Here is a 13,577-nt window from a genome sequence, read left to right as displayed (position 1 = left end):
ATGAAGTTATTTTAATTGGATAATTTATTTATGAAATTATATAGATTGACATATTTGGCGGGCATCGCCCTGATGCTTTTTTCTGCCTGCAGTGATTCTTCGTCGCCCGATGCAGAGGGGCAGAGTGGAAAGCCTCAGCAGCAGACGTTTTCGGTTGCAGTAGAAAGTGTGGGCGAGCTTTTTGAAGGTGGAGAGGGAGTGAATCCGGCTGCTGTGGCGTCACGCCGTCCTATCTCGAGTGTTACGCCTACGCAGACGTTCGACAAGCTCAGTATACTGATTGTGGAGTATCAGAGTCCGGCAAAGGTGGTGTATAAAAAGACGATTGACAACTGGAGCAATCCGGACAACAAGGCAAGCTACCCCTGGAGTACGGAAGATGGAATGGGACGCTATGCCACGATTACACTTACCGGCAGTGAGTGTCTGGAGGAAGGCAAGACTTACATGGCTTACGTAATAGGTTATCAAAGCGGTACGTATGGAGGCTATGAGCCGTTCAAGGGTGTGGAGGTAGGCGATTCTTTTAACCATACAGAGGTGGCTACCGTACCCGACGGTGGATATGCCGAAGAGGTGTTTGCCGGGGCGGAAATTTTCTGGGTGGAAAATGGCGTAATTCTTTCCAAACTGAGTGATGAGGCGGAAGCACAGCACGGACTGATGGTGGCTCGCCGGCAGGTAGCGGGTACGTTTGGCTATTTTACCCGTGTGCCGGTGCTGGTAAACGGCAGCAGTGTGGCTAAGCTGCGGCTGGTTGCTACCAAACGGAATCAGACTGTTATCTTCGGAGGATTCAGAAGTGTGGACGATGCTTTCGATTTTCATAAGGATAATGTGATAAATGGTATGGATCCGCGTACGGACTATGATTGTGCTCTGGCAGGATCGGCTGTGAACAATGCGTTTTCTGTGTACGAGATTGACCTGTGCAAGTGGTTCCCGGGAAATACGAAGAACGGGCTGCTGCCGCTGGATATGAATGGCGACGGCTATCTGGACAGTGCCGATACGAACTGGCAGACTGACGAGGAGGCTTATCCTAAGGGCACGATTTCGCTGCCGAGGGGTACGGTGTTCGGCGACAGTTTCTGGATATCGGTGGTCATGACGCAGGAGGATGTGGATGCGGGTGTACCTACTTTCCAGATGCAGATGCTCGACGCGGACGGAAAGGTGATAAAGTACTGGGATGTCGTCTTGCGTAATTACGAAACGGCAGGCGAGGATCGTACGCTGGTATCGCTGCCCGATGGAGAGAACGGACGTACCGTGATTACCGAACTTGACAATATTGATACGGAAACATGTTTCAGTATTGTGCGCAACCGCTTGTATACGATGGGAGAGAAGAGCCAGTCGCAGAGCTATGGTGAGGATGAGCCGATTGACCTTAGTACTGCCGGGGTGCTTGTGCTCGACGCTCGTCACGAGTGGCAGATTATGAATTCTATTATTTTCAATTAAGTTTTAGTCTGAATAGTAATTTTTGTCCGGAGGTTTGCACAAAACGTATGCAAACTTCCGGTTTTTTTTGTTCTCTTTTTTAGAACGGATAGCCGATGGCGAAATGGATGCCCATGCCGTCTTTGAACCGGGGAATGTTGTAATACTTGGAAATGCCCGTTTCATAAGGTACGTGGAGGGCGATTCCCCAGTCGAGGCGGAGCACGAGGAACGACAGGTCGTAGCGGATGCCCAGACCGGTGCCCAGTGCGATGCTGTCTAAGAATTTGTTGAAGCTGAATTCGGCATCCGGACGGGCTTCGTCCTTGCGCATCAGCCATACGTTGCCGGCGTCCAGAAAGACGGCTCCGTTCAGGTTGCCGCCGAACAGGCTCGACAGGATGCGGAATCGGTACTCCAGATTGGCTTCCAGCTTGATGTCACCCGTTTCGTCGACGTACGAATAGGTGGAGCTTTCTGCCGGATGGAAGCGTCCCGGACCAATGGAACGTACCGTAAAGGCACGGATGCTGTTGGCACCTCCTACGTAGAACTGCTCGCTGTAGGGGGCGATGGTCTTGTTGCCGTATGCCCAGATTACTCCTGCCATGAAGCGGGCTGCTATCTGCTGTTTGTCGCTGATGTAATACAGCGGGCGTATTTCGCTCGAGAATTTCAGGAACTGGGCGAAGGGGGTTCCCAGAAATTTCTTGTCCCTTGCCTTCAGGCTTTTGCCGAAGGCTGCGTAAATAAGGGAGGTGACGTTTCCTGCCGAGGTGAAGGAGTTTTCCCACCACAGGCGCATCCGGCGCTGCTGCCAGGAGTTGTCGTAGGTAAAGGTGTAGGTTACCGACGGGATGAACTGGTCGTCCAGACTGTGGAACAGCATCGGGTTGGCTTCGGCTATGGAGTCGAAGGCTGCCGTGCGGTGCTGCAGGTGGTTGAATGCCAGATGGAGCGGTGTTACGGTGTGCTTCATGCTGCGTGAGGGCTGGAAGCTGTACGATACGCTTCCGCCGAAGGAGAGCATCTTGAAGTAACGGGCACGGTTTACTTGTTCGGCGTAAATCTTGAAGTTGGTCTGCGAGGGGAAGCGGAAGGGGTCGATGCGGTTGCGTACCCACGGGAGTACGATACGGGGGAACTCCAGCGACAGGGCGGCACCCAGTTCGTAGGAGTTCATGACCGACTTGTCGCCGTCGACGGTGGAGCTGGTCTGCCATTCGTACGAGCCTTTGAGTTCGAGGTTGAGCGAGGCTCCCATGCCGCGGAAGTTCTTGCGCGAGAGGTTGAAGATGGCTCCCGGTCCGGTCTGCTTGGTGCTTTTGGTCGTGACGTTCAGTTCCAGCTCGCTGTTGTAGGGCAGGTCGAACATGGCGTTTACCCGTATGTCGAGGGTATCTTTTCCGGCTCCGCTGCGGGGGGTATACTGGAAATCGCTGAACTTGAATACGTCCAGTCGTGCCAGTGCTTCCTGTGTATAGTTCTGCCGGGTTTGCGAGTAGACTTCTCCCTGACGGTACAGGAAACGCTTGCGCAGTACGCCGTACCGGATGCCGGGCTTCTTGCCGGAATAGTAGACCGTAAAGTTGCGTCGTTTCAGCGAGTCGGTGGGCTGTTCGCCGTTGTAGCCGGTGAGGTAGACCGAGGTGTGACCGATGTAGTAGGTGCGGAGTGCCTCTTCGGGTATGCTCTGCCGTGGTACAATCTTCATGCTGACGTAGCCTTTGCGCATGATGGTGTCGGCAAGAAACGTCAGAAATTCGTTTCGGGCGTAGTAATAGCCGTTGTCGCGCAGCAGGTCTATCAGGCGCTGGCGTTCCTGATTCAGCACGGTCACGTCGAAGTTGTCGCCGCTGTGTATCAGGCGTTCGTCGAAGTGGGCGCGGAGCAGGCTGTCGGTACGTGGACGGAAGCCTTCGTAGATGAGGGTATCGATGTAGTAGGGCTTACCCATGTCGATATCGTAGCTCAGCTTTACGGCACGGGGATTGCGCGTGCTGTCTACCCGGTAGGTTACCTTGCCGTCGAAGTAGCCGTAGTCGTGCAGCAGGTTGGTTGCCACCTTGACACGGGTTTCGGGATTGACGGTGGAAACATATACGGGATCGGAAGCCAGCTTCTTGAATACCCAGTGGCCGAACCCTTTTTCGTACCGTTCGAAACGGTTGTATATCCATAGTCCGAAGGGAATGGGAAAGCGTATGTTGGGTTTTATCGTGATGGCATAGTTGGGGGCAATGCTGATTGCGCCTTCCACTTCGGCCAGCGCATTCTGTCCTGCCTTGCTCTTGTCTTCGTTGTCGATGGTAACCTTTTTCAGTCCTAAGTACAGTGTTTCTCCTTCGGGCAGGTGCTTGGTGGTAGAGCACGATGCGGCAAGTAAGACTGTCAGCAGGAGGACGAGTATAGGATATGTTTTCTGTCTTTTCATGAATCTGTTTTTATGTGTCTAAAAAATCAGTTGGCTGTTTCTTGTTCCGGCTGCTTCTTCTTGCGCGAACGGAAGATGAAAAGCTCGCCCAGTTTGCTCACTTTCTTTCTCAGTACGATACCGGCACCGGTTTCTATCACTTCGCCGTCGAGGATGCTCTCGTAGTTCTTGTCGTGGAAAATCTTGATGTAGCGTGTTCCACTGTTGTCGAGGCGGTACTCCAGCGATATATTGTCGATGAACGATTCGTCTTGCTGCTGTACGTCGTTTCCGGTAGAAATCTTGCCGCCGATAATCACCTGGAAGCGGTTGTTCCAGAAACGTTTGGCAAACTGGAAGTTGTAGTCGGTACGGGTGTTGCCTGTACCTCCTTCGTCCGTCGTTTCCATACCGAAGTTGATGTCGATGGTTTTCAGCGCGCTTCCGGCTACCTTGTTGATTTCGCTTTGCAGGAAAGAGTTCAGCATGCTGTTGGTATCGAATCCTTTCGCTCCGGCATTGCTGTCGCCCATGTATACGCCGGTTACCAGCATGGTGACTGCCAGCTTGTTCTTTTCTTCTGCCGACTTGGACGCCAGTTCGTTCTGCATGGCTCCGTCGTCGGGGGCTTCGAGGGTAAAGGTGAATCCCAGGTCTTCCAGCCGGTTGGTCAGGTTGACACCCACATTGAAGTTGACCATGCGTGAGCTTTCTCCGTCGGACGAAACCGAGGCACGTACCCGTTCGGCTGCCTTGATGTTCAGGTTGGGGTTCATCAGGTTGCCCGTCCACTCGATGTAGCTGCCGTCTTGTATGTAGAAGGTCTTGAGCGGGATGATAGGCATTTCGTATTTCATTTCTCCGCTCATCAGCGAGTATCGTCCGTTCAGCAGCATGTTGCCGTCGGGCTGGTACTGGAACGAGAGGTCGCCTCCGCCTTCCAGCAGCATGTAGTTGCTGCCGTTGTCGTTCAGGTCGACACGTGCCTGTACGGCTTCGTCGATGTGGAGTGTCATCAGGATGTCCATTCCGCCCAGCGACATGACTGGCATGTTGGGCTTCTCTATATGGGTGGTATCGCTGAAGTCGACAAACGTTACGGTTTCGTTCAGGCGGTCTTCTACGGTGAGCGGCGAATCTTTCAGTACATAGGTGAAGTCGCTGCTGCCCAGTATGTTCATGTTTCCACGCATGGTCAGGGCATCCGGTCTTCCTTTCAGCAGGGCGTCGACGTCGACATACAGCTTGCCGTGAACCAGCGATTCCTTGGTGCGCTTGGCGTTGATCAGTTCGAAATTGTGTGCCTGCATCTTCAGGTTGATGTCCATGGCAGCCATGTCGGTCATGTCGACATATCCGTCGATGCTGAACGGCGTTTTCCCTTTGGTGAAGATGTTGAAGCGTTCGAATATCAGCCGGCTGTTTTCTATCTTCAGCGGGCGGTTGTCGAAACGGAGGTTCAGCGAAGCCTGCGGTATGTTTACGATGACGCTGTCCATTCCCAGCTCTCCGTTTAATACGGGTTGCGACGTAGAGCCTTCTACGGAAATGGCTCCGTCGAGGTCGCCTTGCAGCTTTGCCATATTGTCGGGGATGAACGCATTGGCTATCTTCAGCGGCAGGTGATGCAGGTTCACGTCGGCTGTGATATGGTCTTTGTCGTTTTTGCCCGAAGCCGACAGGTAGCTTCCGTTCATGCTCATGATTTCTTCTCCGTTCAGCATGACAAAACCGTCGATGCTGTGTTCTCCCGTTTCCTTAGGAAGGTAGACGGCACTCATCTCCCAGTTGCCCAGTGGCTGCTTGTTGTAAGCCAGATTGCTGATACCTACATCGGTGGCTACCTGCGTACTTGCTTCGGTCTGTATATAGTGTGCCTCGGCATTGATGGAGCCGGCTATGTCGGGCATGTAAGGGATGATGCGCCGGAATTCTGCAATGTCTATCTGGTTCAGCCCCAAGGTAAGGTCTTGCAGCGCGAGAGAGTCGGGGGTAGAGTACAGCGACAGTCCCGAGTGGTTCTCGTCGTATATCTTTACGTCGGCATGGATGCGTCCTTGGTCGCTCAGGTAAATGTAGTTGTCGGGATTTACCTTGAACGGCCGGTATACCAGCGTGGGGTTGTCGGGGGTAATGTGCATGCTGATGCCGTTGGGGCGTAACTGGGCTTGCAGGCCGAGGTCTACGCCTGTTTCTCCTTTCCCGTTCAGATAGCCGATAAGCATCTGTGCGTCGGTAGAGCCTATGTAGCCGTTCAGCGAGATATTGAATGCTTCCTGACGCTTGCTGGCAAGTGCCTTTACACCGCTGTCGAACTGCAGGCGGGCAGAATCCTGTGAGGCTCTGAAGTAAATGGTGTCCAGTTGCAGACTGTCGGTATGCAGACCGAACAAGTCGATAGAACCGTCCAGTCCTTTTTCGGGTGACAGGCTGAAGTTTGCTCTCAGGCGGTTGTAACTGATGTGCTGTGCCGCCAGAAAGTTGGCAACCGGATTGTCGGAACCGGAGAATATCTTCAACTGGGCTGCCGGCATCATCTCCTTGAGCAACTGCTGGTTGATATGTTTCTTTTTCCACTGGGCACTGAACTCCTGTGCTATGCGGTCGGTCTTGCTCATGAATTTCTCGAGGCTGTTGGTCGATCTGAACAGGAAGGTCAGGTCGCCGGCATTCACATATCCTCGCACCGAGTCGGGCGCCATGTTGAACCCTGCATGCAGATCCTTGGTCTTGAATGTCCGTTCGGCAGTAGCCAACTGGATACCGCTGATGGTTGTCCGTGCACTATGCCGCTGTTTCATGTCGGTCTGTGCATGTACTTCGATGTTCATGGCAGAGCGGAACGGCGTATTCATCAGTGCCAGTTCCTGCCAGTCCAACAGCCGGATGCTGGTATTCAGGTCGGCTTTTACCAGATTGGGATGCAGCAGTGCCTGCAGTTCTGCCGATACGTCGAGCGCACGGTTGTTGATGTTCAGCAGTGCCGAAGCCTGAGAACGTTGCAGTCCTGCCGTCAGCGTCACTCCCGAGAATACGAGTGACCCGTAGCGGAAGTGAGAAACTTCGGTTTTCAGCATCGCTCTTGTACGCGGAGAGAAAAAGTCTGTGCCTTCGCCTTCTGCATGAATGGTAGCCGAAAGTCCGAAGATGGAGTCATGAGGCATGAAACGGTGCAGGTTGAGGCTGTCTACGTTCAGGTCGAACAGATAGGCTTCCTTCTGCATGTCGTAGTCTGCTTTGACAGATACGTTGGCTTTCCTGCCCGGCAGGAATTGTAAGTCGGCTCCCAGCCGGCTTCCGTTGATTTGTGCTTCTCCGTTCAACTTCATGCCGTGAGGCAGCACGATACCTTCCATCATGGTTTCTACGAAAGCCAGATTGCCCGTTTCTACCTCCAGGCTCACCGAACCGTTCCGGCGTATGCTGTCCAGCGGCAGGGAGATTTTTCCCGACGCCTGTGCCTTGAGTGCTCCCTGAATGTTTGCCGAGAGTGTGGTGAGGCGTATCTCTTTCAGGTTGCCGTCCACTCCTGCCCGTATCTGCAGGGGAGCCGCCGGATATTTCTGGATGAACGCTTCAGGCATGCCGGTAACTACCTTCAGCAAGTCGTTCTTGCCGATGTCTGCCATGAGGCGGGCGTTGATTTGTCCGTCCTTATCGGCATGGGTGGCATCCCAGTCCATAGAGGCGTTGAACTCGATGAACGAGTCGGGAGTCTTTATCTGGAGCGAGGGTACCTTGAGGGTTTTCGCGTCGGAGATTAGTTTGCCTTGCGTTGAGGTGATTTCCAGTCCGGAACGTTCCTTCAGGTTGAAGTCTTTGATATTGGCATAGATGTCCTCCCCGGCATAATACACAGAGTCTAAGTCCAGGTTTATGTCGGTGATGGCGATATGTGCTACGTCCAGTCCCTGTGCGGGAGCGAGCGTATTGGTGTTGATGGAAGCCGTACCCTTGCTCAGGTTGAGTGTCTGGGCAGAGTATGCCAATTTATGCAAGTCCACCAGTCCGTTGCGCAGTGACAGCTTGCCGATGGACGCCGACATGTCGAGGGAGTCGAGAGGCATCTGCATGGCAAACGATACGTTTTCCAGATCGACGTTCTTCAACTGTATCTTCCAGTACAGCGGTGCCGAGCTGGTCGTGTCGGCAGCAGTTGTATCTGCCATGCATACCGACAGGTGGGTATCTTTCAGCGACAGTGTATTGACAATGGCAGTTTCCGGGTCGAGGTCTACTCCGTGAGAAGAAACGAACAGTTCTCCCAGATTGCCTTTCAGGGTGAGTCCTTCAATCAGGTTTGCCGTATTGACCGAAGCCTTGGTAAGCTGCAGTCCGTCCAGTTCTATCTTCTTTTGCAGAAGCGGCATGAGCTGTACCTTGGCAGTCAGCCGTTCGGCGTTCAGAATCGTATCTTGCTTGTCGACTACAACCGTATGGCTGACAACCAGATCCAAGGGGAAGGAGAGTGAAATCCGTCCGATGGAAATTTGCATTCCTGTGGCCTCGGAAGCGTAGCGGGTAGCCGTATTCACCAGAAAGTTCTGGATAGGAGGAATGTATATCAAGATACATAGCAGTATAAATAGTATGAACGGCGATGCGACGGCAATCCCAGTCCATCGTAAATACTTTTTCATAGGCTAAATAAAGCGTATAGTTTATGCGAATTTATATAAAATAACCGAAACAATACTCATTTTGTTCTGTAACAATTTAGCGCTATTTATATAAATTCTTTACCTTTGCGCTATAACTTAATTTAAAGACATATTATGAAACCAACTTTGTTTGTCCTGGCAGCAGGAATGGGAAGCCGTTACGGAGGTTTAAAGCAGCTTGACGGCGTAGGACCTAACGGTGAAACAATCATGGATTATTCTATTTTCGACGCTATACGTGGCGGATTTGGAAAAATCGTATTTGTAATCAGAAAAGATTTTGAAGAGGATTTCCGTAAGAAAATCATCAGCAAGTACGAAAATCATATTCCGGTGGAAGTAGTGTTCCAGAGCATCGACAAGTTGCCCGAAGGATTCACTTGCCCGGCCGATCGTACAAAACCATGGGGTACCAATCATGCTGTGCTGATGGGTAAAGATGTGATTCGTGAACCTTTTGCCGTTATCAATGCCGACGACTTCTACGGACGCGATAGTTTTGCCGTTATCGGTAAATACTTGTCCGAACTGCCCGAAGGAGTCAAGAATACCTACTGTATGGTAGGATTCCGTGTAGGTAATACATTGAGCGAAAGCGGTACTGTAGCTCGCGGTATCTGCTCTACCGATGAACACAGACACCTGACTACGGTGGTTGAACGTACTGAAATCATGCGTATCAACGGCGTCGTTTCTTACAAGGACGAGAACGGCGAATGGGTAGGCATCGAAGATAATACACCGGTTTCTATGAATATGTGGGGCTTTACTCCCGACTATTTCAAGTATTCTGAAGATTATTTCGTAGACTTCCTGAAAGAGAACATCGACAAGCCGAAAGCTGAATATTACATTCCGCTCATGGTGAACAAGCTGATAAACGATGGTACTGCTACGGTAGAAGTACTCGATACGACTTCTCGCTGGTTTGGTGTGACTTATGCTGCCGACCGTCAGGGCGTGGTTGATAAGCTGAAAGCACTTGCCGACTCTGGAGAATATCCAAGCAAGTTGTTCTGATAAATGAATTTTCCTTTATGCTGAAAGGCGGATTTTACCGTTTCCGGCATAAAGGAATTTTTTTGGTTACACATTTTAAATGATATTCGTAATTTTCGAACGATAGGATACGATGGAAGCAAAAAAGGATTATACAGCCACGCAGGAGCAGTTGGCAAGGTTTGCCAAAGCCTTGGGACATCCGGCACGAATTGCCATTCTGCACTTTCTTGCCCGGCAGAAAACATGCTATTTTGGCGATATACATGAGGAACTGCCGATAGCCAAGGCTACCGTGTCGCAGCACTTGAAGGAACTGAAGGATGCGGGACTCATACAGGGTGAGGTGGAAACTCCGAAGGTGAAGTACTGCATTAACCGTGAAAACTGGAAACTGGCCAGCGGGCTTTTTCAGGAGTTTTTCGGGCAGTGTGTGGAGAAAACGGAAAAGTGCTGTAAATAACAGCCTTTTTTAAAAACTATAATGTTTGTTGTTTTACGAATTGTATTTTTCTTTTCTGGTTGACTTGTGTTTTTATTCCTTTGTTTGTCGGTTTTGTAAAAGGAAGTATTCCTCTGGTTGTGCCAATGCTACCGGTGAAAAGGGTGAAAGGAATCTTCTGGCTATTTGATAAGCATCACAATACTTCCGCAGGTAATCAGGAGAGCACCTATTACTACCCGCAGACTGACCGGTTCGCGCAGAAACAAGAACGACAGGCAGATGGTCATGACCACGCTGAGCTTGTCTATCGGTGCCACGCGCGATACATCTCCGGTTTGCAGTGCCTTGAAATAAAACAGCCACGACAGTCCCGTTGCTATTCCCGAAAGGATGAGGAATATCCACGTATGTTCGCTTACCTGCCTGATGCCTGCGGTTTCCCGGCTGCAGAAAACAATTCCCCATGTGATGCATAGAATGATTGTAGTACGGATAGCTGTGGCAAGGTCTGAGTTAATGTCTTTTACGCCTATCTTGGCAAAGATAGCTGTCAGTGCGGCAAAAAACGCTGACAGCAGAGCATAATACTTCCACATAACGGTTTGGATTTAAAAGTACGGGCAAAGTTATGGCTTTAGCCTGAATCTTTTCAATTTCTCTTGAAGTTTTTATAAAAAAAAGAGGACGTATCGTTTCAGATACATCCTCTTCGCTTTTAGTAGATTTGTTTGGGTGATCCGCTTGGGGCTCGAACCCAAGACCCCAACATTAAAAGTGTTGTGCTCTACCTGCTGAGCTAGCGAATCAAACCTGTTTTGCAGTCATTTCCTGATTGCGAGTGCAAAGGTAGACTATTCTTTTTAAACTACCAAATATTTTAAGAAGAAAATGTGAAAATAATATTTTGTTTAATTACTAATGCACTGATTGATAATGAAATAAAATATTGTATTTTTGAAAAAGAATATTTAAGAACAAACTTAATAATAGTCAAAAGCGTAAAAAGAATTGTTCAATTCCTGTTTTTTTATTTACTTTTGGCAAAGTATTTGTATGCTTTTATTTAAGTAAGTAGAAACAAATAAAGATAGATTATATGTATTGGATTTTATTTATTGGTATTGCCCTTATCAGTTATTGGGTGCAGTCGAATCTGCAAAGTAAGTTTGATAAATATTCTCGCATGGCATTAAGTAATGGCATGACGGGGCGAGAAATTGCAGAAAAGATGCTTCGCGATAATGGCATTTATGATGTAAGAGTAACCAGCACTCCGGGGATGTTGACCGACCATTATAATCCGGCAAACAAAACTGTCAATTTGAGTGAAGGAGTTTATAATACATGTAGTGTTGCCGCAGCAGCTGTTGCCGCTCATGAATGCGGGCACGCAGTCCAGCATGCCAGAGCATATGCACCGTTGCAGATGCGCTCGGCACTGGTTCCGGTTGTACAATTCTCTTCTTCTATAGTACAGTGGGTTTTATTGGCCGGTATGTTTATGATTAATACTTTTCCACAGCTTCTGTTGATAGGTATTTGTCTTTTTGCCATGACGACCTTATTTAGTTTCATTACTTTGCCGGTAGAGATTGATGCAAGCCGACGGGCACTGGTTTGGTTGAGCAGTGCCGGAGTAACCAATTCCTCAAATCATCGTCAGGCACAGGATGCATTGAAGTCTGCTGCATATACTTATGTCGTAGCAGCGCTGAGTTCACTGGCTACATTAGTTTATTACATTATGATATTTACCAATCGTCGTGATTGATAAAACGGAGTAAAATATAATAGTGCGCGGAAGTGTATAACGCCCTTTTGTGTGGGGAGATGTGACACTTCCGCGCTTTTTTGTTCTCTGTTTTAGTAAATACTTCTTTTCTAACAGCTTTCAAATTCAAATATTTCATGTATTTTTGCAACGAAATTTATAAATCTTGATTTATTATGGCTACAAAACCCAGTATACCCAAAGGAACAAGAGACTTTTCGCCTGTAGAAATGGCGAAACGTAATTATATATTCAATACTATCCGCGAAGTATTTTATTTGTATGGATTCCAGCAGATTGAAACTCCATCGATGGAAAACTTGTCTACGCTGATGGGAAAGTATGGTGAAGAAGGTGACAAACTGTTGTTTAAGATACAGAACTCTGGAGATTATTTCTCTGGGTTGACCGATGAAGAACTGCTGAGCCGTAATGCTGCAAAACTGGCAAGTAAGTTTTGTGAAAAGGGGTTACGCTACGACTTGACCGTACCATTTGCTCGTTATGTGGTAATGCATCGCGACGAAATAAGTTTCCCTTTCAAACGTTTTCAGATACAACCGGTATGGCGTGCCGACCGTCCTCAGAAAGGACGTTACCGTGAGTTTTATCAGTGCGATGCCGATGTTGTAGGAAGCAACTCGCTGCTGAACGAAGTAGAACTGGTGCAGATGATTGATGCGGTGTTCAATAAGTTCGGTATCCGGGTGTCTATCAAGATAAACAACCGTAAGATTCTGACAGGTATTGCTGAAATTATCGGAGAAGCAGATAAAATTGTGGATATTACGGTAGCCATCGATAAACTGGATAAGATAGGCTTGGAAAATGTGAATGCTGAATTGGCTTCGAAAGGCATTCCGCAGGAAGCTATCGACAAGTTGCAGCCGATTATCTTGCTGAGCGGTTCGAATGATGAAAAACTTGAAACGCTGAAGTCGGTTCTTGCTGCCAGCGAAACCGGACTGAAAGGCGTAGAAGAGAGTGAGTTCATTTTGAAAACTATTTCTACACTGGGAATCAAGTCGGAAGTTGAGCTGGATTTGACGCTGGCACGTGGATTGAATTATTATACCGGTGCCATCTTCGAAGTAAAGGCGCTCGATGTACAGATCGGTAGTATCAGTGGTGGTGGACGTTATGACAACTTGACAGGCGTGTTTGGTATGGATGGTATGTCGGGAGTTGGCATTTCTTTTGGTGCAGACCGTATATACGATGTATTAAACCAGCTCGATTTATATCCGAAAGATGCTGCACTGGGTACTCAGCTTCTGTTCGTCAACTTTGGTGAGGCTGAGGCTGCTTACGTGCTTCCGATACTGGCAAAGGTTCGTGCAGCAGGTATCCGTGCCGAGATTTATCCCGACAGTACGAAGATGAAGAAACAGATGAGTTACGCCAATGCCAAGGCAATTCCTTTTGTTGCTATCGTAGGTGAAAATGAGATGAACGAAGGAAAAGTAACCTTGAAGAATATGGCGACAGGTGAACAAAGCCTGTTGGCTCCGGAAGAATTGATTGCTGCGATACGCTGATAAAGAAATTTTTTACCTTTTTTGCCCTTCACCCCCTTCACACCGACCGGATGTGAAGGGGGTGAACTGTTTATAAGAAGTTACGCCCGTCAATTGTCTGAATGTATCGCATCAAATCGTATGTACTGGATGAATTGTTTACAAGAAGTTCTGCCCGTATCTGGCGGAATTTGTCGGGACGTTTTTTTAGAATTTGTACAAAAGATAAAATTTTTTGTACAAATTTTATCTGTTATTTCCTGCAATATTTTCTATAAGCTGACTGTGTCTTTTTATAGTCATACTTTTTTTGGAGATATTTTGT

The 13,577-nt window shown here is 48.9% G+C and carries 8 protein-coding genes and 1 tRNA gene; 5 read left to right on the top strand and 4 right to left on the bottom strand.

Annotated elements, in window-relative coordinates; genetic code table 11:
* Window positions 1-30 precede the first annotated feature (30 nt).
* On the top strand, window positions 31-1,467 hold the full coding sequence (locus tag WKT12_RS11150) for a hypothetical protein (RefSeq protein WP_340319711.1): 1,437 nt from the start codon (window positions 31-33) through the stop codon (window positions 1,465-1,467).
* A gap of 79 nt (window positions 1,468-1,546) precedes the next feature.
* Here the strand turns inward: WKT12_RS11150 and tamL are convergent, their stop codons facing one another.
* Both tamL and WKT12_RS11140 read right to left on the bottom strand, forming a co-directional pair.
* Entirely contained in the window at window positions 1,547-3,880 is a 2,334-nt protein-coding gene (gene tamL, locus WKT12_RS11145; RefSeq protein WP_340319710.1) for a translocation and assembly module lipoprotein TamL, read from the bottom strand.
* A 26-nt stretch (window positions 3,881-3,906) separates the two neighbouring features.
* On the bottom strand, window positions 3,907-8,499 hold the full coding sequence (locus WKT12_RS11140; RefSeq protein ID WP_340319709.1) for a translocation/assembly module TamB domain-containing protein: 4,593 nt from the start codon (window positions 8,497-8,499) through the stop codon (window positions 3,907-3,909).
* 135 nt (window positions 8,500-8,634) lie between these two features.
* Here WKT12_RS11140 and WKT12_RS11135 point away from each other — a divergent pair, with 135 nt between their 5' ends.
* Both WKT12_RS11135 and WKT12_RS11130 read left to right on the top strand, forming a co-directional pair.
* Window positions 8,635-9,540: a nucleotidyltransferase gene (locus WKT12_RS11135; RefSeq protein ID WP_340319708.1), complete on the top strand. Its 906-nt coding sequence runs from the start codon at window positions 8,635-8,637 to the stop codon at window positions 9,538-9,540.
* A gap of 112 nt (window positions 9,541-9,652) precedes the next feature.
* On the top strand, window positions 9,653-9,982 hold the full coding sequence (locus tag WKT12_RS11130) for an ArsR/SmtB family transcription factor (RefSeq protein ID WP_021971614.1): 330 nt from the start codon (window positions 9,653-9,655) through the stop codon (window positions 9,980-9,982).
* A gap of 161 nt (window positions 9,983-10,143) precedes the next feature.
* Here the strand turns inward: WKT12_RS11130 and WKT12_RS11125 are convergent, their stop codons facing one another.
* Both WKT12_RS11125 and WKT12_RS11120 read right to left on the bottom strand, forming a co-directional pair.
* Window positions 10,144-10,560: an EamA family transporter gene (locus tag WKT12_RS11125; RefSeq protein ID WP_021971615.1), complete on the bottom strand. Its 417-nt coding sequence runs from the start codon at window positions 10,558-10,560 to the stop codon at window positions 10,144-10,146.
* A 133-nt stretch (window positions 10,561-10,693) separates the two neighbouring features.
* Window positions 10,694-10,771: transfer RNA gene (locus tag WKT12_RS11120), tRNA-Lys, on the bottom strand.
* 289 nt (window positions 10,772-11,060) lie between these two features.
* Here WKT12_RS11120 and WKT12_RS11115 point away from each other — a divergent pair.
* Window positions 11,061-11,735, top strand: a complete 675-nt coding sequence (locus WKT12_RS11115; protein WP_021971070.1) for a zinc metallopeptidase — start codon at window positions 11,061-11,063, stop codon at window positions 11,733-11,735.
* A gap of 176 nt (window positions 11,736-11,911) precedes the next feature.
* A complete protein-coding gene (gene hisS, locus WKT12_RS11110) occupies window positions 11,912-13,273 on the top strand; it encodes a histidine--tRNA ligase (RefSeq protein ID WP_021971071.1) in 1,362 nt (453 codons plus the stop codon).
* The last annotated feature ends 304 nt before the right edge of the window (window positions 13,274-13,577 follow it).

It is taken from the genome of Phocaeicola sp. HCN-6420, from assembly GCF_037890145.1.
Lineage (GTDB): Bacteria > Bacteroidota > Bacteroidia > Bacteroidales > Bacteroidaceae > Phocaeicola.
The sequence above is the reverse complement of the archived record's forward strand: the minus strand, read 5'-3'. Positions and strand labels throughout refer to the sequence as shown.